At 42.4% G+C, this 21,534-nt stretch carries 19 protein-coding genes; 9 read left to right on the forward strand and 10 right to left on the reverse strand.

The annotated features are described in order from the left end of the window. The first annotated feature begins 53 nt into the window (after window positions 1-53). Window positions 54-1,598 (forward strand): acyl-CoA carboxylase subunit beta, encoded by a 1,545-nt coding sequence (locus tag WFY05_RS18865; RefSeq protein ID WP_340114475.1) that lies wholly within the window; start codon window positions 54-56, stop codon window positions 1,596-1,598. Window positions 1,599-1,615: 17 nt separating this feature from the next. Beyond that, complete coding sequence (locus tag WFY05_RS18870) at window positions 1,616-1,939, forward strand: acyl-CoA carboxylase biotin carboxyl carrier protein subunit (RefSeq protein ID WP_340114476.1); 324 nt, start codon at window positions 1,616-1,618, stop codon at window positions 1,937-1,939. 130 nt (window positions 1,940-2,069) lie between these two features. On the opposite strand, the gene WFY05_RS18875 is transcribed toward WFY05_RS18870, so the two are convergent. The 5 genes from WFY05_RS18875 to WFY05_RS18895 form a co-directional block, all read right to left on the reverse strand. Beyond that, window positions 2,070-2,408: a hypothetical protein gene (locus WFY05_RS18875; protein WP_340114477.1), complete on the reverse strand. Its 339-nt coding sequence runs from the start codon at window positions 2,406-2,408 to the stop codon at window positions 2,070-2,072. Window positions 2,409-2,607: 199 nt separating this feature from the next. Next, window positions 2,608-3,411 (reverse strand): 4-(cytidine 5'-diphospho)-2-C-methyl-D-erythritol kinase, encoded by an 804-nt coding sequence (gene ispE / locus WFY05_RS18880; RefSeq protein ID WP_340114478.1) that lies wholly within the window; start codon window positions 3,409-3,411, stop codon window positions 2,608-2,610. 65 nt (window positions 3,412-3,476) lie between these two features. Then, window positions 3,477-6,356 carry an aminomethyl-transferring glycine dehydrogenase gene (gcvP, locus tag WFY05_RS18885; RefSeq protein ID WP_340114479.1) on the reverse strand — a complete coding sequence of 960 codons (2,880 nt, stop codon included), beginning with the start codon at window positions 6,354-6,356 and terminating at the stop codon, window positions 3,477-3,479. A 96-nt stretch (window positions 6,357-6,452) separates the two neighbouring features. Then, window positions 6,453-7,091 carry an MBL fold metallo-hydrolase gene (locus tag WFY05_RS18890; RefSeq protein ID WP_340114480.1) on the reverse strand — a complete coding sequence of 213 codons (639 nt, stop codon included), beginning with the start codon at window positions 7,089-7,091 and terminating at the stop codon, window positions 6,453-6,455. Window positions 7,092-7,093: 2 nt separating this feature from the next. Further along, window positions 7,094-7,747, reverse strand: coding sequence for a protein-L-isoaspartate(D-aspartate) O-methyltransferase (locus tag WFY05_RS18895; RefSeq protein ID WP_340114481.1), 654 nt, complete (start codon window positions 7,745-7,747; stop codon window positions 7,094-7,096). 160 nt (window positions 7,748-7,907) lie between these two features. On the opposite strand from WFY05_RS18895, the gene WFY05_RS18900 reads away from it, so the two are divergent. Both WFY05_RS18900 and WFY05_RS18905 read left to right on the forward strand, forming a co-directional pair. After that, window positions 7,908-8,768, forward strand: a complete 861-nt coding sequence (locus WFY05_RS18900) for a Gfo/Idh/MocA family oxidoreductase (RefSeq protein ID WP_340114482.1) — start codon at window positions 7,908-7,910, stop codon at window positions 8,766-8,768. Window positions 8,769-8,974: 206 nt separating this feature from the next. After that, on the forward strand, window positions 8,975-10,396 hold the full coding sequence (locus WFY05_RS18905) for a sugar transferase (protein ID WP_340114483.1): 1,422 nt from the start codon (window positions 8,975-8,977) through the stop codon (window positions 10,394-10,396). A gap of 199 nt (window positions 10,397-10,595) precedes the next feature. Here the strand turns inward: WFY05_RS18905 and WFY05_RS18910 are convergent, their stop codons facing one another. Genes WFY05_RS18910 through WFY05_RS18920 form a run of 3 tightly spaced genes read right to left on the reverse strand, consistent with a single transcriptional unit; the run spans window position 10,596 to window position 12,060 of the window. Then, window positions 10,596-10,913, reverse strand: a complete 318-nt coding sequence (locus WFY05_RS18910; RefSeq protein ID WP_340114484.1) for an antibiotic biosynthesis monooxygenase family protein — start codon at window positions 10,911-10,913, stop codon at window positions 10,596-10,598. Beyond that, window positions 10,910-11,476 carry an RNA 2',3'-cyclic phosphodiesterase gene (gene thpR / locus WFY05_RS18915; RefSeq protein WP_340114485.1) on the reverse strand — a complete coding sequence of 189 codons (567 nt, stop codon included), beginning with the start codon at window positions 11,474-11,476 and terminating at the stop codon, window positions 10,910-10,912. The genes WFY05_RS18910 and thpR overlap by 4 nt, the downstream gene beginning before the upstream one ends. Continuing rightward, on the reverse strand, window positions 11,476-12,060 hold the full coding sequence (locus tag WFY05_RS18920) for a DUF4294 domain-containing protein (RefSeq protein ID WP_340114486.1): 585 nt from the start codon (window positions 12,058-12,060) through the stop codon (window positions 11,476-11,478). The genes thpR and WFY05_RS18920 overlap by 1 nt, the downstream gene beginning before the upstream one ends. A 123-nt stretch (window positions 12,061-12,183) precedes the next feature. Here WFY05_RS18920 and WFY05_RS18925 point away from each other — a divergent pair, with 123 nt between their 5' ends. Genes WFY05_RS18925 through WFY05_RS18940 form a run of 4 tightly spaced genes read left to right on the forward strand, consistent with a single transcriptional unit; the run spans window position 12,184 to window position 16,389 of the window. Further along, on the forward strand, window positions 12,184-13,443 hold the full coding sequence (locus tag WFY05_RS18925) for an arginine deiminase (protein WP_340114487.1): 1,260 nt from the start codon (window positions 12,184-12,186) through the stop codon (window positions 13,441-13,443). 6 nt (window positions 13,444-13,449) lie between these two features. After that, window positions 13,450-13,989 (forward strand): RNA methyltransferase, encoded by a 540-nt coding sequence (locus tag WFY05_RS18930; protein WP_340114488.1) that lies wholly within the window; start codon window positions 13,450-13,452, stop codon window positions 13,987-13,989. Between the two features lie 48 nt (window positions 13,990-14,037). Then, the gene (locus WFY05_RS18935) at window positions 14,038-15,324 is read left to right on the forward strand and encodes a DUF2851 family protein (protein WP_340114489.1); all 1,287 of its coding nucleotides are present in this window, start codon (window positions 14,038-14,040) and stop codon (window positions 15,322-15,324) included. Window positions 15,325-15,339: 15 nt separating this feature from the next. Beyond that, complete coding sequence (locus tag WFY05_RS18940; RefSeq protein WP_340114490.1) at window positions 15,340-16,389, forward strand: potassium channel family protein; 1,050 nt, start codon at window positions 15,340-15,342, stop codon at window positions 16,387-16,389. A gap of 87 nt (window positions 16,390-16,476) precedes the next feature. On the opposite strand, the gene WFY05_RS18945 is transcribed toward WFY05_RS18940, so the two are convergent. Together WFY05_RS18945 and WFY05_RS18950 are read right to left on the reverse strand one after the other, a co-directional pair. Then, window positions 16,477-17,490, reverse strand: coding sequence for a dihydroorotate dehydrogenase-like protein (locus WFY05_RS18945; RefSeq protein ID WP_340114491.1), 1,014 nt, complete (start codon window positions 17,488-17,490; stop codon window positions 16,477-16,479). A gap of 227 nt (window positions 17,491-17,717) precedes the next feature. Beyond that, window positions 17,718-20,012 carry a sodium-translocating pyrophosphatase gene (locus WFY05_RS18950; RefSeq protein WP_340114493.1) on the reverse strand — a complete coding sequence of 765 codons (2,295 nt, stop codon included), beginning with the start codon at window positions 20,010-20,012 and terminating at the stop codon, window positions 17,718-17,720. 724 nt (window positions 20,013-20,736) lie between these two features. Here WFY05_RS18950 and WFY05_RS18955 point away from each other — a divergent pair. Then, complete coding sequence (locus tag WFY05_RS18955) at window positions 20,737-21,438, forward strand: hypothetical protein (RefSeq protein WP_340114494.1); 702 nt, start codon at window positions 20,737-20,739, stop codon at window positions 21,436-21,438. Window positions 21,439-21,534 lie beyond the last annotated feature (96 nt).

A 21,534-nucleotide genomic window follows, 5' to 3' on the forward strand; every position in this document is an offset into this window, starting at 1 on the left:
AAATAAAAAGACCCAACTATCACGGGTTTTACTGATAACTTAAATACTACTTTATGTCACTAAGAAGCAACGTACTTGATCTTCGTAAAAGAAAGAGAGAAGTACAAAAAGGTGGTGGAGATAAAGCCATTGAAAAACAGGCAAAGATGGGTAAACTCACGGCACGTGAACGTATACTGGCTTTGCTCGATAAAAATTCCTTTCACGAATATGATTTATTTGTAGAACACAGCGCCAAAGATTTCGGTATGGAATCGAAAGTTTTACACGGCGATGGTGTAATTATTGGTACCGGTACCATCTACAATAAACCGGTTTGTATATTTGCGCAGGACTTTACCGTTGCCGGTGGTTCGCTTGGCTTGATGCATGCACGCAAGATTACAAAAATAATGGACCACGCTCTTAAAATGAGGGTGCCGCTTATCGGTATAAACGACTCGGGTGGTGCGCGTATCCAGGAAGGTGTTAACTCGCTGGCAGGTTACGGAGAGATCTTTTTCCGTAACACCCTGGCTTCGGGTGTAATTCCACAAATATCAGTGATTCTTGGCCCGTGTGCAGGTGGAGCAGTTTACTCGCCGGCATTAACCGATTTTGTTTTTGTGGTCGAAAACATTTCAAAAATGTTTATCACCGGACCTTCAGTGGTTAAATCAGTTCTGGGTGAAGAAGTTTCGATGGAAGAATTGGGTGGTGCAAAAGTACACGCCGAAGTTACCGGAAATGCACATTTTTATGCTGAAACAGAGCTCGATTGTTTTGAACAAATCAAAACGCTGATCAGCTTCATTCCACGCAGTAACCTGAAAAAAGCACTGCCTCATAAACCAAAGAATCCGGTTAAAGGAGCAAAAGTTGAGGACATTGTTCCTGCCGATCCGAGGATTCCATACGATATGCGTGACCTGATCAAAGGTATCACCGATGGTTCTGAGTTTTTTGAAATCATGGAACGTTTTGCACCCAATATCATTATTGGTTTCGGACGCATGAACGGTGAAACCGTTGGTTTTGTAGCCAACCAGCCAATGGTACTTGCTGGAGTATTGGATATTGACAGTTCGGACAAAGCCGCACGTTTCATCCGTTACTGCAACGCCTTTAACATCCCGATTGTTACTATGGAAGACCTGCCGGGTTACCTGCCGGGAGTTGACCAGGAACATGCCGGTGTAATTCGTCACGGAGCCAAAATTCTTTATGCATACAGCGAAGCCACTGTTCCGAAAGTAACTGTAATTATTCGTAAAGCGTATGGTGGTGGTTATATCGCCATGAACTCGCGTCACTTACGTGCCGATTTCGTATTTGCATGGCCAACTGCTGAAATTGCGGTTATGGGACCTGAGGGTGCCGCGAATATTGTTTTCCGTAAAGAAATTGCAGAAGCGGAAAATCCGGAAGAGATGCGTCAGCAAAAGATTCAGGAATACAAGGAGAAATTTGCCAATCCTTACGTTGCTGCTGCACAAGGTTACATCGACGAGGTTATTGAGCCAAAAGAAACACGCGCACGCATTCTTCATGCATTGCAGGTTTCAGAGAATAAAACCGCTTCGATGCCGAATAAAAAACACGGTATCCCACCGTTTTAATCAACTAACTTTAAGCTATGGCAAAAGAAAAAGGATTGAAAAACCTGATCATTCAGGGTGCTATTTATAAAACAAACTATACCTGGAAATTCGAAAACAGGATAAATTACGAATCTCCCAACGAGAATCTGATCTACTCATTTATTCCGGGTACAATTGTTGACATTTTCGTTAAGACCAGGCAAAAAGTAAAAGAAGGAGAAACGCTTTTGTTACTGGAAGCCATGAAAATGGAAAACCAGGTGCGTATGCCTTTCGACGGACAGATTGTTAAAATCCACATAAAAAAGGATGAAATCATTCCGAAACGCCACTTAATGATTGAAATAAAACGAACTTAGATAAAGATTGATAATAATTAAAACCGCGCGTGTAAACATGTGCGGTTTTTTTGTGCATAAAAAAAGGGTTGCCAAATTCATGACAACCCCCTAAAAATTCAAATAAAACTAATCGCGCTGTTCTATTACTTTAGATTTTCCAATTGTTTTCATTTACCATCCAGTTCTCCAATTCCAAACCAGATTCGGGTTCCATGACGATCTCCAGAGTTACTTCCCAACTCTCAGGATTGATCATCCAGTCTTCCACTTCCAACTGACTGTCAGTTTCAACCGTAACAAATTCGGTGTTCGATGTATTCCAGATGGCTTCGTTAGTCATCCAGCTTTCCATCTCCAAAGTTGTTTCTACAGTAGTTTCAAGGCTCGAGGCAGTAATCGCTTTGTTTCCTTTGGCATTTACATTTCCTGCTAAAAATATGATGGAGAAAATGGTCAATGCTGCTAATTGTTTCATTCTTGCTTTCATGCTTTCTGTTGTTTAATTGTTTGTCTTTCTACTTGTTGTTGTTTTCTGTTTTGCCTTCGTTAAGGTCTTTTGTTTTCTTGTTGTTTTGTTTCTGATTACACTTTAATAGACTAACAACTTGGACAAAGGTTACATTACCTTTTGTTAAAAAGAATAAAAAAAATGTTAATGAAATACTAAGGTCGGTAAATGACCCTAACTATCGGTAAATAAAAATACCTTTTGGTAGGGAATTATCTAAATCCATCGGTAAATGGCGAAAAATACCAAACACCGCCGATCCGCTTCCCGACATGGCGGCATAAACTGCACCCAGTTCATACAGTTTATTTTTCAGTTCCTGAATTTGAGGATAGATCGGGAAAACGCTTTTTTCAAAGTTGTTTTTTATATTCTCTTGCCATTCTTCAACGGGAAGATTCGCTAATCCACGAAGATTGAAGTCCGGTTTCATCGGAACAATATTCCGATAAGCTTCAACTGTGCTTACCGAAAAACCGGGTTTTACAATTACAATGGAATACTCCGAAAGATCGAGTTCTACAGGCTCAAACTGATCGCCAATACCATGAGCAAAAGTTGCCCTGTTTCGAATAAAAAACGGACAGTCGGCTCCCAGGCGGGCTGCATAACTTATCAGTTGCTCATCAGTAAGATTTAATTCGTACCTGTGGTTTAGCATTTTCAATGTAAAAGCGGCATCTGCCGATCCGCCTCCAAGTCCGGCACCAAATGGAATGGTTTTGTGCAAATGAAACCGCAACTCAGGCAATTGAAAATCCTGCTTTAACAAGCTATAAGCCTTAAAAATTAAATTGTTTTCAGGATCGCCATCCACCTTTATCCCTGAAACGGAGAGCTCCGTTTTATCGGCTTCCACCAACTCGAGTGCATCTGACAGCTTAACGGGATAAAACACGGTTTCCAGGTTGTGGTATCCGTCGGGACGTTTTGCTACCACGTTTAGTCCAATGTTTATTTTAGCATTCGGAAAAGCGATCATGTCACAAAAATAAGAAAGCCACCTGATATTCTCGGATGGCTTCTTAAATATTTATTGTTGAGATATTATTCCTTCGAAAAAGCTTCGTATTCCTCCGGCGAGCCACAGGTACAAATCAGGTTCCGATCTCCCCAGGCATTATCAACCCGACCTACAGGCACCCAATATTTGTTTTCACGAACCCAGTCCAGCGGATAAGCCGCCTTCTCTCTTCCATAAGTGTGTGCCCATTCATCGGCACAAACACTTTTATCGGTATGAGGTGCATTTTTCAGCACATTATCGGTTTTATCTGCTGCACCACTTTCTACCTCTTTTACTTCAGCAAAAATTGAATTCAGCGCATGAATAAACCGGTCAAGTTCTCCTTTCGATTCACTTTCGGTAGGTTCGATCATTAAAGTCCCGTGAACCGGAAATGAAAGTGTTGGTGCATGGAAACCGTAATCCATCAGGCGTTTGGCAATGTCTTCTTCGGTAATTCCGGCTGAAGCTTTTAAATGCCGACATTCAAGGATCAACTCATGAGCTACCCTACCATTTTCTCCGGTATACAGAATACCGTAATTGTCTTTTAATGCGGTGGCTATATAATTGGCATTTAAAATGGCCACTTTTGTAGCTTCTGTTAATCCTTCGGCGCCCATCATTTTTATATAACCGTAGGTAATGGGTAACACCGATGCACTTCCCCATGGAGCTCCTGAAACAGCAGTAATTCCAACATGCCCATTGTTCATTACCGGATGCGAAGGAAGGAATTCAACGAGGTGAGCGGCCACTCCAATCGGACCAACACCAGGACCTCCTCCACCGTGCGGAATTGCAAAAGTTTTATGAAGGTTCAGGTGGCAAACGTCGGCACCGATCAACCGCGGATTGGTTAATCCAACCTGAGCATTCATATTGGCACCATCCATATAAACCTGACCACCATTATCGTGGATGATTTCGCACATTTCTACAATTGATGCTTCGAATACACCGTGTGTAGAAGGATAAGTAACCATAAAGGCCGAAAGCCTGTCTTGGTGCAATTCCGATTTAGCACGCAAATCTTCAACATCAATATTTCCTTTATCGTCGCAGGCAACAACCACCACTTTTTGCCCCGCCATTACAGCGCTGGCCGGATTGGTACCGTGTGCCGACGAAGGAATAAGTACTACGTCGCGCTGTCCTTCTTCACGACTTTTATGGTACTCCTGAATAACCATTAATCCGGCATATTCTCCGGCAGCACCAGAATTTGGCATTAAACTCACGTCGGCCATACCGGTAATTTCAGAAAGGTCGCGGCGTAATTCTTCCATCATTTCGTGGTACCCACGTGCCTGATTTTTAGGAATAAAGGGATGCAGCCCATTGAATTCGATCCAGCTTAATGGGAATAATTCAGTAGCAGCATTTAGTTTCATGGTACAAGATCCAAGTGAAATCATGGATTGTGTGAGCGAGATATCTTTTTTGGCTAGGCGTTTTATGTAACGCAGCATTTCGGTTTCCGAGCGATATTTATTAAAAACTTCTTCGGTCATAAACTCCGAAGTACGCCTGTATTTTTTGTCAATTTTAAATCCCGACGGATATTCTTTGGCGACCTGCCATTTTTTATTCGCTGCCTTGGCAAAAACTTCAATGATCCAACCAATGTCTTCGGGATTGGTGGTTTCATCGATGCTGATACCGACATCACCGTTTTCGAAATAACGGAAGTTCATTTCCAATTCGTGCGAAAGCCATTCAATGTCTTCGCGCATTACATGTTTAGGCAACGAAAAGCGAATGGTATCAAAATAATATTTATTTACCTGGGTGTAACCAAGCTTTTCAATCTCCACCGCCAGAAAGGCTGCAATGTTATGAATCCGTTCGGCAATGGCTTTAATTCCTTCCGGTCCGTGGTATACGCCAAAAAAGCCAGCCATAATGGCCAGCAAGGCCTGTGCTGTACAAATATTCGAAGTCGCTTTTTCGCGCTTAATATGCTGCTCACGGGTTTGCAAAGCCATCCTTAAAGCCCGGCTTCCGTGAATATCTTTTGTTACACCGATAATTCTGCCCGGCATATTTCTTTTGTAAGCTTCCCTGGCTGCAAAAAATGCAGCATGAGGACCGCCGTATCCCATCGGAACACCAAAACGTTGTGAGTTCCCAAATACCATATCGGCTCCCCAGTCGCCCGGAGGAGTTAATATAGCCAGCGAAAGCAGATCGGCAGCTACAGCAACTTTAATATCTTTTTCATGAGCTTTCTGCACCATTTCCGAATAATCGGTAATCTCACCGTCTGAATTCGGATACTGAACGATGATTCCAAAAACTGACTCATCCGGTTCAAATTCATTCATCGGTTGAATGACTAGATCAAAGCCGAGCGGCAATGCACGGGTTTTTAATACATCGATGGTTTGCGGCCACATTTTTTCATCGACCAAAACAGTGTTTACTCCGGCTTTTACCATTTTTCGCGAACGGAGATTGGCCATCATCACCATGGCTTCAGCCGCCGCAGTCGATTCATCGAGTAGCGAAGCATTTGCAATTTCCATTGCAGTTAACTCACACACCATGGTCTGAAAGTTCAGTAAGGCTTCCAGGCGACCCTGCGAAATCTCGGCCTGATACGGAGTGTACGAAGTATACCAAACCGGATTCTCGAGTACGTTACGAAGAATCACTGCCGGTGTTATGGTGTCGTAATACCCCATTCCGATGTAGGTATTGAACACTTTATTTTTGGAAGCCAATTCCAAAATGCGTCGGTAATATTTTCTTTCCGACAATCCCTCGTTTAATTTCAAGGGTGTTTTAAACCTGATATTAGCGGGAATGGTTTGCTCCAAAAGTTCTTCCATCGACGAAACGCCCACGGCTTTAAGCATTTCAGCAATCTCCTGATCACGCGGGCCAATGTGGCGGGTTACAAATCTATCCTGAGACATTTATAGCTTTTTTAATGTGATGATTAATTAAGGTGCAAGTATATAAACTGCATTGCATTGAAAAAATGATTTTAAACCATTAAGTGCAACGATTTTTCAAGTTAAAAAAGGATTTGAATTCTTCTCGAATCCAAGCGTTGTTTCCGGACCATGACCACTATAGACTTTTGTGTCGTCAGGTAACTTAAAAAGTTTTGTTTTAATCCCCGAAATCAAGGTATTGTAATCTCCTCCGGGAAGATCGGTACGGCCAATACTCCCGTAAAACAACACGTCGCCGGCAATGATAAAATTATCTTCGGCCGAATAAAAAACAACGTGACCAGGCGAATGACCCGGAACATGAATAATTTCCAGTTCGCTGTTGCCAAATTTTACTTTATCTCCTTTCTGAAAATGATGATCAAGTGGCGAAACACTGCTCATCTCCATTCCAAATGATTGTGCCTGCGTGGCTGCCCGTTCAATCAAAAAAGCATCGTCGGGGTGGCCATGGAAAGGAAGATTGTATTCCTGGCGGATAAACTCAACGCCCATAATATGATCGAAATGACAGTGCGTATTCGTAATTTTTACGGGTTTCAATTTTTTATCGGCAATGTATGTTTTTATTTCGTCGTGTTCTTCCTGGAAATAAAAGCCGGGATCAATAAAAATACACTCTCCGGTTTCATCAGAAAGAACATATGAGTTTTCACCCAGTGGATTCACCATAAACTTCTCTACTCTAATCATATCTAACTATTTACCACTCCTTTCAACATGGGAACAAACAAAAACTTCCCGCGTTTCTCGATTTTATATTCGTTTTCACTTATACGAATTACAACATACATTTCCTGCTTATTGTTGTTTCCAACGGGAATTACCATCCTTCCCCCAATTTTAAGTTGAGTTTTTAAAGTCTGGGGAACAGTAGTTGCACCTGCAGTTACAATTATTTTATCGAAAGGAGCAAAATCGGGCAGACCATTGTAGCCATCGCCAAAAAAGCAAGCCGGCGTATAACCGATCGATGGTAAAAACCGGTGGACTTTGTTGTACAGTTCTTTTTGACGTTCGACGGTAAACACGCTGGCTCCCATTTCAACCAGCACCGCTGCCTGATAGCCCGAACCGGTACCTACTTCAAGTACTTTATCGTTTTTTTCGATTTTTAAGAGTTGGCTTTGACAGGCTACCGTATAAGGTTGCGAAATGGTTTGCCCGGCACCAATCGGGAATGCCTGGTCCTTGTAAGCAAAATTGATAAATCCGCTGTCCATAAAGAGGTGGCGCGGCACTTTTCCGATAGCTGCCAAAACAAGCTCGTCGCGTATCCCTTTGATCTTTAATCCATCAACAAGTCGTTTTCGTAAGCCCTGATGACGCAGCGTATCGTTACTTTCCATAATGTTTAAATATCCGCAAAATTAATTGAATTGATGCCTCATCAAACACCGATAATGGCTTTCAATATTAACATTTAACGTTAATAAATAAATTACTAAAAGCTATTTTTTTTTAGGCTGAGAACTACATTTGTAAAGATAACTCAAAAATACCATGCCAATGATTAATGTTGGATTAATTGGAAACACCCGAATTCTGGAGCCACATGCACTCCGGTTAAAAGAAAATGTACGGGTAAATATTATTGGTAAAGCCTCGGTTGGAAGCAGTGATGCGCTGAATAGTTTTCATTATTCCATACCTGAATTTAACAAGGTTGAACTGGTTGAACGTGCCGATGTGATCCTGATGGATAACGCCACACCCAATCCTTTCAAACTGATGCAGGAAATCATCCGCAAGTCGAAACATATTTTTTGTACTGAACAACCTAAACTTAGCATCGACGAATGTACCGAACTGACTAAACTTTGCAACGAGTCGGGCTCGATCGTGCAGGTAACCAATCCGTATTACTATACACCGGCAATTCAGTGGATGAATGCGAACATACAAACGCCGGCTTTTATTGAATATTCGAATTTTGAGGCCGGCACAGCCAGTGAATCGCTTTACACCATGTTGCTGATGTTGCTGGGGATTACCGGGATCAGCCCAAAGAAAATTGGTGCAGTTACTTTCCCGGGTTACAATAACTCCAAATTTTCGAATGTGAGGCTCGAATTCAGTGATGGTTCGGTAATAAGCCTGAGTTTTGGCAAACTGGAGTCGCTAAAGGACTTCAAGATCAGGATTTATGCCGACAACCAGTTTGTTACATTCAATTTTACACAGAATACTTTTGTATGCGACAATAAAGCGATCGATGTTAAACCGCATAAAAACATCGACGAATTCGTTAGTTTCCTGGATACTATCGACCACAAAACAGAAAAAACCAGCAGCCTAGAAGATTACCTCATAGCGATGCATCTGGTTCAAAAAATAAATAAGAAATTAACGCTGTTCTCGTCGCACTAAACAGGATTTTTTTTGCAAGAAAAAACATAATATCCTCTTATACAGCGCAAAAGAAATCCACGCTAGAAGGTCTAATTTCTGCTTGCTAAAATCATGTTTGTTTCATCGGAATAAATCCCGGTAAAAACCTATTTTTACCGCAATAAAAATTCGGGGAAATCGTTTTTATCGTGAATTGCGTACGACAGAACCTGACTTAATCCTTCATGATGAATAAAAAGTGGCAAGTTGGCAAATACTTGTTTTTTGATTTTTTAGCAGCCGCCCTCTCCTGGACCATTCTTTTCATCTACCGTAAAGAAGTGATTGAGCCGCAGTATTTCAATGGCTGGAATGTACCCTTCGAATTTACGCCTCAGTTCTATTTGGCATTGATTATTATCCCATCGTTCTGGATTCTTTTCTACTACATTACCGGATTTTACAAAAACATTTACCGGCGATCGCGACTGCTTGAACTTGGGCAAACCTTCGCCACTTCGCTGGCCGGTGTTGTTGTACTGTTCTTTGTGTTTATTCTCGACGACTGGATTGAATCGTATAAGAATTATTACCAATCGGCGCTGGTTTTGTTTAGTGTACATTTTACGCTCACCTATTTGTTCAGGCTTATTCTTACCGCCCGGACGACAAGCCTTATCCACCGACGAAAAATCGGTTTTAACACCCTGATAATCGGAAGCAACGAAAAGGCATTAAAGCTGTTTCGCGAGATGGAGAACCAGGTACGGCCGGCCGGAAATAAATTTGTGGGGTATGTTTCGGTGGAGAATAAAACAGAAGATCCGCTGGGTGAATTTCTACCCAAACTGGGTGAAATAGATACAATTCTCGATATCCTTGAAGAAAACAGTATTGAAGAAGTAATTCTGGCCATAGAAACGCACGAGCATGAAAAGGCCAGCAATATTCTTACTGTAATCGAAAACCGGCAGGTTACGATTTGGGGCATCCCTGATCTGTACGATTTCCTTTCAGGAACGGTAAAATTCAATTCCATTTACGGCAGCCCCCTCATTAAAATCAGCAATGGCTTAATGCCTGCCTGGCAGGAAAATACAAAACGTTTACTCGATGTTTTGTTCTCGCTGATTGCCATGGCTATTTTTTTACCTGTTTTTATTGTTTTGGCGATTATCATAAAAGCCACATCAAAAGGACCGATTTTCTATAAACAGGAAAGGATCGGTCGCTATGGCGAACCATTTCATATTATCAAACTGCGGAGTATGGTACACGGAGCCGAGAACGGCAAACCTGCTCTTTCTTCTGATGATGATGAACGCATCACCCCAATCGGACGATTTCTGCGCAAAACACACCTCGACGAAATTCCGCAATTTTACAACGTACTGATTGGTGAGATGTCGCTGGTAGGACCTCGCCCCGAGCGGGATTATTACATAAAACAAATTGTGAAGAAAGCACCACATTACACGCACCTTCATAAACTTCGTCCCGGAATTACTTCATGGGGTCAGGTTAAGTACGGTTATGCCTCGAACCTGGAAGAAATGCTGGAACGTCTTCCCTACGATATGATGTACCTGAAAAACATTTCGCTTTACATCGACCTTAAAATTCTTATTTACACGGTTCTGGTTAGTATAAGAGGAAACGGGAAGTGAGTTCAGTGTTCAGTGTTCAGTGTTCAGTCTTCAGTCTTCAGTCTTCAAAATTAAGAGTTCCTTACAAATAAAACTTCGCTTTCACCCCATCAAACCTTCAGTCCCTCAATCTACTAGTAGGCGATCAGCAAAATACAGTTGGCAGTCGGAGTCTCAGTTTTCAGTTTATTCAAGCATTCCCGCATTAAAGCATTCTCCTTCAGGCGTTCATTCCGTAGTCACGCTCCACTTTCGCAATTCTAACTTTATAATTTTCATACCACTTTTCCTTCCCCAACTGCTGAGCTTCCAAATGATCGAGGTTCGACTTCCATGATTTTAAGGCCTCCGGCGAATCCCAGTAAGAAACAGTAATTCCTATTTCGTTGCGTGCGCTTTCAACACCGAGGAAACCGGGTTGCTTCTTGGCTAACTCCAGCATTTTGTCCGACATGGCATTGTAGCCGTTGTCTCCATCCTTTCGAATGGAAGTGAAAATTACAGCAAAATAAGGTGGTTGTGGTGTTTTTGCAATCATTGTAACTGAAATGTTTGAATCGGTTTATAGACGGGGCCTTCAGGACGAAGAATACTTTGATAAAGAACAAACTCTGAAACTTCAACCTGCTGGTACTCCTTTTCAGGTAATTCGTCAATGATGGACATAAATCGATTTCGGTTTTCAAGAAATTTAATCCGGCCCAAAGTCAAATGCGGTCTGAAGGATTTCAGCTCCGGGAAAAAACCTATGGAAGTTACAGCGGATTCCACCTTTTTGGCAAGCTGTTTCAGCGCTTCTTCTTCAGTGATCTTTACAAAAAGTACACGCGGATTTCCCTTGCTTTTAAAGTAACCGGCACCTTCAATTTTGAAACTAAAGCCAGCCTGTTCTTTTGTTACGTCCTCAAGTTTATCGACCAGATTATAAAGTTGCTCACGGGTTGTATTTCCTATAAATCGCAGTGTAAGGTGAAAATTATCTTCAGGCACCCAGTTGATGCTTTCATCTTTAAATAGCTTTTTAAACGTCCTCATCTGAGTGACAAGTTCCTGTTCGGGCTTGATTTTCAAAGCAATAAATGTTCTTATTTCTTTTTGCATTAATAGTATCCCAATTCAATTAATGTAACAATTTCCTCCAACATTTTATCGTCACCTTCCGGATCGTAGCCATCTTTCAGGTCGTTCTTAAACAATTTGGCAAGCGTTTGCCAGAAAGTGGCACTAAAACCTCCCCTGAAATCTTTGATCAGACTATAAGGTGTGCGTTCAGTTTCGCGGTTGATAAGCTTAAGCAAAATACGTCCATCCGAGATCGACCATTTTTTCAGTTCGTCCATGTGTTCATCGAGCAACTCTTTTTCCAGTTGCTTCATCAGTTTCCGTTTGTCGCGCTGATCTTCCAAAGCCTCATACTGGGGTTCGTATTCTTTTAATAGTTCACGGGCTTCAACAGCCAGCGGATATACCTTTTTTACCTTTCGGACATAGCGGGTATAACGGCGGTACTGTCGCTTGTTTTTAAATTCGCGTTCAGGAAAGACAACCACTTCCTTGATGTTTTTAAAGATCAAAGTGTCGCCATCCTGGACAATTCCCATGGTCACGTTACCCGTATCCTGTTGTTGCGCATCAACAGACACCACCCAAAACATCAGAAATAATATAAAAACTCCTCTTCTCAAATCCACCTTTTTCTAAACATATACGTAAATGTAAAACGTTTAATTGTTTATCCAATTATAGCCATTCAAAGTTTATATCTTTGCTTGTGATCTAATCAATATGCATTAAATACTTTACGATAAATGAAGACATGTGTTCAATCCGAGATTGGGAAACTAGAGGGTGTGATCATTCATACTCCGGGTTCTGAAGTGGAAAATATGACGCCTGAAAATGCTGAGCGCGCCCTGTACAGCGATATACTGAACCTGTCGATCGCTTCAACAGAATACGAGCAATTAAAAGGTGTTTTAGGTAAGGTATCAAAAGTGTTCGAGGTAAAATCGTTATTGCACGATATTTTAAAAACCGAAAGCGTAAAGGAAGAACTTTTAAAGGAGATCTGCTCCATTGAAAAAGTAGAGCAAAGCGATGACCTCTTCAATTTACCCGATTCCGTTTTATCAGATATTCTGATAGAAGGCGTGGCGCTTCAGCGCAACAACCTCACCAATTACCTGAGCAGCGAACGATTTTTGCTGAGGCCTCTACACAACCTTTTTTTTACCCGCGATTCGGCTATGGGAATGAACGAGCATATGTTGATCGGGAAAATGGCCAATCCCGTTCGCGAACGCGAATCGGTGATCATGAATGCCATATTTCGCTACCATCACGAAATCGATACACAAATTCTTAATCCCGTAAAACCCAACCGTGGAATCATCTCCAGTCCGAAATCGACGATTGAAGGAGGCGATGTTCAAATTGGTCGCGAAGATGTTTTTGTGATTGGAACCGGGATGAGGACAAGTACGCAGGGCATTGATTTTATCATCGAGAATGTTAAACAACTTAAGCAGGAAAAACATCATATCATCGTTCAGGAATTGCCGGAGTCGCCGGAGTCGTTCATTCACCTCGACATGGTATTCACTTTCCTGAACACCAACGAATGCATGGTTTATGCCCCGGTGATCTACGGAATGAGCCGTTATAAAACCATTCATCTTGAAATTGAAAACGGAGCAGTAACCCGCATCCAGGAACACCAGAATATTCCGGCTGCATTAAAAAAACTGGGCGTGGATTTAAAACCCATTTATTGTGGGGGCAACGGCGATCCATGGGTACAGGAACGCGAGCAATGGCACAGTGGCGCCAACTTCCTGGCGTTTGAGCCGGGAAAAGTTATCGGCTATAAACGCAATGTTCACACCGTTGAAGAACTCAGTAAAAATGGCTATGAAGTAGTGACGGCCGCCGATGTAATATCAGGAAAAGTGTCGCCCGACGATTACGCCAAATGTGTGATTACCATTGCAGGTTCGGAACTGGCACGCGGCGGTGGTGGTGCCCGTTGCATGACACAACCGATCAGACGAGCCAAAGTAAACTGGTAAAAAACGATGCGAAAACTACGAAATATAGAACTGAACCGGCTTTCGGTAGAAGAATTCAAACAAACAGAAAAAACACCGCTTGTTGTGGTTCTGGACAACATCAGGAGTTGCAATAATATTGGATCGGTTTTCCGGACTTCAGACGCTCTGCTTATTCATAAAATTTACCTGTGCGGAATTACGGCAACACCCCCCAATAACGAAATCAGGAAAACGGCTCTCGATGCTGAGAAATCGGTAGCATGGGAATACTTCGAACATACCGAAGAAGTGGTGGAAAAACTCAAAACTAAAGGTTTTAAAGTATACGCCATCGAACAGGTGGACAACAGTATTATGCTGCCCGATTTTCAGCCCGAAACAGGAGAAAAAGTGGCACTGGTTTTTGGGAACGAAGTAAAGGGTGTAAAACAGTCGGTGGTAAATCTTTGCGACGGAAGCATCGAAATACCTCAATACGGCACCAAACATTCTTTCAATATTTCGGTAAGTGCCGGCATTGTTTTATGGGATATATTTCAGAAGATGAAGCAGGAGAAATCCTGATCTTCTCAATTCAATAAATTTCCTTAATTTTATTGAAAATCAAACATTATGAGCTCCCCATTTAACATGCCCGAAGAATTCTTACAATACATTTGGGAGAACCGTCTTTTTATAACTGAGGTGAAAACGGAAGCCGGCGATCGTCTTGAGATTATCGATCAGGGCAAACGAAACACCGATGCAGGTCCCGATTTTTTCAATGCGCGAATCAGAATCGACAATACCATTTGGGCCGGAAACATCGAAATTCATCAAAAGGCAAGCGACTGGCTCAAGCATGGACATCAGAAAGATAAAGCCTACGATAATGTGATTTTACATGTTGTGGAAAGCCCGGATGTAGAAGTAAGCAGAACCGATGGCACACCGATTCCTGCACTGCACTTGCAATATTCCGAAAAGCTGGCAAACAATTACCGGCACCTGCTCGACTCAAAAACCTGGATTCCCTGCGAAGATCAATTTCACAAAATCGATCCTGTGCTTTTACAGCTTGGTTTTAATCGGCTGATGATCGAACGACTCGAAAACAAGACCGGGGAAATATTGGCTAAACTAAAGCAAAACAACAACGACTGGAACGAAACGTTTTACCAGATACTCGCCCGGACTTTTGGTTTTAAGGTAAATGCCCTGCCTTTCGAACTGCTCGCAAAATCTCTGCCGATCAGTATTCTCGGCAAACACAAAGACAATCTTTTTCAGTTGGAGGCCCTTCTTTTTGGGAACTCCGGGTTACTCAACCAACAGCTTTTAGGCGATGATTATTACATCCGGCTCCGTGAGGAATATTCATTTCTGTATAAGAAATACGGATTGAAAGCCATTGAAGGGCACCTGTGGAAGTTTCTGCGCTTGCGGCCGGTCAACTTCCCAACGGTTCGAATTGCACAACTGGCCGCTATCATTCATGGCTCCGACACATTATTCTCCAAGATTCTGGAAGCTAAAAACCTGCAGGAACTGACAGACTTATTCCGCGTCAAAGCTTCCGATTACTGGGACACCCACTATAACTTCAACAAGTTATCGAAACGAAAAGTGAGCAAAGAACTGGGCGACACATCCATTCAAATTGCAATTATTAATGTGGTGATCCCCATGTTGTTTGTTTACGGCGAACGGCAAAACAAACCGGCCTTAAAAAACCGGGCTCTCGAATTGCTGGAACAACTGCCTGCCGAGAAAAATTCGATCATCGGGAAATGGTCGGAGTTGGGGATTAAAGCACGTTCGGCTTTCGAATCGCAGGCTTTACTTCAGTTAAAAAACAATTACTGCGAACAAAAAAAATGCTTAAATTGCCAAATAGGTGCGAAGTTGCTTACTTCGTAAATACAAACAGCGAAAATGAATACAAGCGGCCAACCTTATAATAAATTTCAGGAAGTTTCGAGTCGGACTGTTAAAACAGGTCTCGCTTTGTTAATGCTGATACTTACAGTAGGCACTGTGGGCTATTACTACATTGAAAATCTAACCATACTTCAAAGTTTGTACATGACTGTGATAACCGTTTCTACGGTAGGATTCAGACATGTCGACCATGATCCTTCTGAGCTAGGAATGGCTTTTACTATTGTACTGATAATATTCAGTTTAGGAAGTTTGGCCTACGTAGGCTCGAACATGGCCAGGTTTATTTTTGACGGTGAATTAGCAAACTATATAAAAACGTACAGGGTGGACAAAAAAATTGCACAGCTCAAAGATCACGTAATCATTGTTGGTTATGGAAGAAATGGCGAACAGGCAGCCATGGAACTCGAAGAAAACGGGGTTGAATTTGTAATCCTCGATAAGCGCGACAATGTGATTTCGCGTGTACGCGAGAATCCTAACCTTCTTTATATCAGAGGAGATGCCACGCATGAGGAAGTGCTGGATCAGGCCGGAGTTTACCGCGCCCGGGCGCTGATTGCCACTACGCCCAACGATGCCGACAATGTTTTTGTAGTGCTGACAGCACGCAGTATGAACCCGGGACTGACAGTAATCAGTCGCGCCTCGGAATTGGAAAGCCAGATGAAACTAAAACGTGCCGGCGCCACCAACGTAATCATGCCCGAGCGTATCGGCGGACAACGGATGGCCAAACTCGTTCATCAACCCGATGTGGTTGAATTCATTGAGTACATCCTGCTACAGAAAACACAGGATGTGATCCTCGAAGAAGTATCCTGCAAAAATTTGGCCCAGCGTTTTGTTGGAAAGTCGATTGCCGAATTAAAAGTACGCGAACTTACCGGTGCAAATATTATTGGCGTTAAAATAAGTGGCGCCCGTTATGTGTTCAATCCCGATCCGAAGATGATCCTCTCACGAAACGACCAGTTATTTGTTCTGGGCAACCGCGATCAGATCAGAAAGCTGAAAGTTGTAATGGAATCGGAATCATAACTTGATGAATTTATCCACCTAATAAATGAAGAAAGGCTGCCAAAAATAAATTTGACAGCCTATCTTAATATTTCAATTCAAAATCAATTACACCATCGGGTATTTTTTAAAGATACTTTCCGAACGCATCAGAATATCAACATACTGTGCACGCTGATACGCAAACGGATCGTTCATTTTTTTACGCGAAAGCTTACCACGGAAATCTTCCAGCGATTTGTATCCTTTGTCGTCCATGTATTTGTTCATATCCATCAGAATATCGGAAACAACCGTAGGTGAATTGCGGTAAATAGTACTTACCATTTGCACTACATCGGCACCGGCCAAAATCATTTTAATCACGTCGTTGGCATCGTAAATGCCACGGCTGATACAAATACTGCCTTCAAGGTTTCCATGCAGCAAACCTGCAAAACGCAAACCTACCATGTGGTCTTTTGGATTGCTCAATTCCCATGGATAGTGGTATTCTTCTTTTTCAATGTCGATATCGGGTTGGAAGAAGCGGTTGAAAAGTACATAAGCATCCGCCCCGGCTTCATCAATCTTTTTAATAAAATTCAAAGGGTTGGTGTAAAACAAACTCATTTTTACACTCACGGGAATTTTAACCGCCTTCTTAACTGCTTTAACAATCTGCACCTGTTTCTCCTCAATCGATTCGCCGCTAACTTCGAAATACCCCGGTACAGCGTAGAGGTTCAACTCTAAACCCGCTACTCCAGTTTTCTCCAGTTCCTTTGCATACTCAACCCAGGTAGGTTCGTAAATCGCATTTAAACTAGCAAACACGGGAACGTCCACGCTTTTCACCAGCTTTTCAACATTATATAAATGTTCTTTGGGGCCTGCATGTTCCAAGCCCGGGAAAAGGCTTGTCATTTCTGCATTTCGCTCTTCATACTCCGAAAGCATTTCATCCATTTGCAGGTTTTCCAATTGAATCTGTTCTTCGAAAAGTGAGCGATAAACAATTGCTCCGATCCCGGCTTCTTCAATTTGTTTAATTACATCCGGTTTCGAAACCAGGTTGCTTGCTCCTAAAATCAGTGGGTTCTTTAACAGAACGCCCATGTAGGTTGTTGATAGATTTGCCATAGTGTATTGTTTTTTTGTTGATTATTATTGCTTTTTTAGTTTAACTGAAATTAGAATATTTTGTTCAAGGTAAGAAATTATTTCTGATGTAATTTCCATTATTTTTCGGTGTTGAACATTGGTTCACAGGAATAAACGTCTTCGAATAAAAAAAACCACCTGCCTTCCGACAGATGGTCTTTTCAAAATATTTTATCCGCTTCCCCTTAGGGGAAGAAGGGATGGATCTACAGCAAACTCAAAGTCACTGTTAATCCGGCCATTACAACTGAAACCATCGTCATCAGTTTTATCAGGATGTTCAGTGAAGGACCTGAAGTATCTTTAAAAGGATCGCCAACAGTATCGCCAACCACACCTGCTTTGTGTGCTTCGCTTCCTTTACCGCCGTAGTTTCCTTTTTCAATAAACTTTTTGGCGTTGTCCCAGGCACCACCGGCGTTGTTCATAAACACGGCCAGGGTAAATCCTGCAGTCAAACCACCGGCCAGCAGACCGATAACACCGGCAACTCCCATGGCTGCACCAACAATCACCGGCACAATAATAGCAACCAGCGAAGGCAACAACATTTCGCGCTGAGCACCTTTAGTCGAAATCTCAACACACTTGGCGTATTCCGGAGTTCCGGTTCCGTCGAGGATACCTTTAATTTCACGGAACTGACGACGTACTTCTTCTACCATTGCCGAAGCAGCACGCCCTACAGCTTTCATTGTCAATGCGCTGAAGAGGAAGGCCATCATCGATCCGAGGAAGATACCTCCCAGGAACATCGGGTTAAAAAGTGTAATATCGTAAGCAGCAGAAAAATCCTTTACCGAAGCTGCCGAAATTTTTACAGCGTGAAATCCGTCCTGAACGGCCGGAGCCACATCGTTGTAGAAAATATACTGGCCTTTGGTTACAAAACCTTCGCCGCCCTTGGCAATCTTACCAAACCACAAACGAACCTCTTCCATATAGGCTGAGATCAGTGCCATGGCAGTAAGCGCAGCCGAACCAATTGCAAAACCTTTTCCGGTTGCGGCAGTGGTATTTCCAAGCATATCCAAAGCATCGGTACGTTCACGAACTTCAGGATCGAGTTCCGACATCTCGGCGTTACCACCGGCATTATCGGCAATCGGTCCGAAAGCATCAGTAGCCAGTGTAATACCTAAAGTAGAAAGCATTCCAACGGCAGCAAAACCAATTCCGTAAACACCCATGGCAAATTGCGATGAACCACCGGCAGCATAGAAAGCTCCCAAAATACCCAGTACAATGGTCACTACCGGAATCCAGGTCGAGCTCATACCCACTGCAATACCATCGATGATGGTGGTAGCCGGTCCCTGCTGAGCCTGGTTGGCGATTCCTTTAGTAGGTTTGTATTCATCAGAAGTATAATATTCGGTTGCCTGACCAATGATAACACCGGCAGCCAGACCAATAACCACAGCTCCAAAAACTCCCCAGGTTACCCAGCCTGCATATGCCAAACCAACCATGGCCAGAAGAATAAGCGCCGAGCTACCTCCTGTTCCCAAAAGCAAGGCATTCAGCAGGTTCTTTTGTGTAGCCGATTCTTTGGTTCGTACCATGTAAATTCCAACAATCGAAAGTATGATACCCAATGCAGCCACGATCATCGGTGCGGTAACCGCCTGAATGGCCGAAATACCCGTTTTCTCCAGTGCAACGGCAGGAAGTGCTGCACCTAAAGCAGCGGTTGCAAGGATCGATCCTGCATACGATTCGTAAAGGTCGGCACCCATACCGGCCACGTCACCAACGTTGTCACCAACGTTATCGGCAATGGTTGCAGGGTTACGCGGGTCGTCTTCCGGAATACCGGCTTCAACTTTACCAACCAGGTCGGCACCCACATCGGCGGCTTTGGTGTAAATACCACCACCAACACGAGCAAACAATGCCTGGGTAGAAGCACCCATACCGAAGGTCAGCATCGTGGTTGTAATCTCAACCAGTTTTTGTTGCTCAGTAGTTCCGGCATGTACAAAGTCGAGACCCAGGAAATGCAGACCGTTCGCCATATTATCGGCGGTAAACACCACCTTGCTCAAAAACAGATACCAGGCTGCAATATCGAGAAGTGCAAAACCAACTACTACAAGTCCCATAACGGCACCACTGCGGAAAGCTACCTGCAATCCCTTGTTCAACGACTGAGAGGCACCGTGAGCGGTACGTGCCGATGCAAAAGTTGCAGTTTTCATTCCAAGGAATCCACACAGGCCCGAGAAAAAACCACCGGTAAGGAAAGCAATAGGAACAAACGGGTTTTGAACTTTAAAAAATGCCATAATGGCAAGTAGTATAAACAGCACCACAAATACTAGTGTTACTACTCTGTACTGCCGCTTTAAATAGGCCATTGCACCGTCGCGAACGTATTGTGCAATCTCCTTCATGCGATCAGTACCTTCCGAACTCTTCATCATCGATTTGAAGAAAATCCAGGCAAACACCAACGCCAGTACGGAGGCAATTGGTACTATAATAAAAATACTGCTCATAAGATGATAAATTTTGTGTAACCTCAGTTACGGTTTAGATTTATAGATATGATTTAAAAATTCTCTCTGGTTTTCGTTTCGGTTTAAAAAAATTTCGAGTAAACAAAGATAAATTTATTGCTGAATTACAATAATCCGCGCCACCTATTTCACAACAGTTTGTGCATTTGTTAACACTCCCGCACTCAGTTTATTCCGATATCCGGCCTTATATAAATTGGGTCTAAATTACAGGTCTCGAATTCGATCTTTCACGGGCAAATTTGGAGTTCATCACGGGTACTTGTAATTATTGGGCGTGCTACGGGCTGTACCTTATAGTTACCGCTTTGTTGCCGGGTTTCACAGGCGCTTTACCGGGGCTTTCTCCGGCAGCCCGCAAAGCACCGTTCAACCAACGGCACTAAAACGGCAAGCTGCCACTTCCATCCCTGCCCGAAACAGCTGCTCCTCAACGTTATAAAAAGCTCCGTTTAAAAATTTTATTGTTAATCAGCCGTGCCAAACATTTTTATTTTTAACTTCGGGTGAAACTAAAAATCATACGCTTACTAATGAAAATACTGCCCTCACAAAAAAAATCTGAAAAACTACATATACACACCCAACCTGGGATTATAAATACAGTTGATATTAAGGAAGTAAATACTGTTATATATCCACAACCGTTACAATCAATTTAAAAAGATAAAACCAAAACATTCTTAAACACAAAAGACTTAAAATGAAAAAAATAATTCCAATCCTTTCTGTATTACTGCCACTATTTTCTTTTTCCCAAAACGAAAAAGGTGGATTTTTTTTAGAAACAGGAGTTACAATGTTTGGAGGTGGAGATTATATGCCTTTCGTAGGAAAAACAGGTATCTCTTTTTGGCAATCAAAGACATTTGTTAACAGAGATGGAGAAGTTGTAGAGCTTGTTGGAGAAAAATATCATGTTACTTCTTTCTCAATTGCTCCCCGATTTGGATATTGTTTAACCAAGAAGTTATCTGTCGGTTTAGACTTCCAATATTTTAGAAATTATAATGCCTATAGAGGAGCCTATGACGATAAAGAAAATTACAGGAACATTATATTTGGTATATTTCTTAGATACTTTATTTTGGACAAAAAACACAGCCCTTTTCTAGAACTCGCTTCAGGTACAGGTTTTTCAAAGAATGTTGATAAAAGTGTCTCCTCCGGAGGAGGGCAATATGAACGTATCAAATACTATAATTTACCATATATTTCAGGCTCTTTAGGTTATTCATTTAGGATAAGTCCAAGGTTTAAATTAGGAATTGCAGCAACAGTGCAGAATACATTTGAAAAGCCAAAGGATAAAGGTAATGTGGAAACAGACATTGACAGAATTTCTATTCTCGAAACAGGATTAGTTGCCTCGATAACTTATAGTTTTATAAAGAAAAAAGAATAAAAAACAGTTTGTAACAAAATACATATTGCAGGGCGGGATTCAGTGGTGCCCTCGCTGCCGCGCGAATCCTTTCGCGTGGTGCTGGTTATATTTACC

Origin of the sequence: Maribellus mangrovi (assembly GCF_037646455.1) — a bacterium.
Classification (GTDB): domain Bacteria; phylum Bacteroidota; class Bacteroidia; order Bacteroidales; family Prolixibacteraceae; genus Draconibacterium; species Draconibacterium mangrovi_A.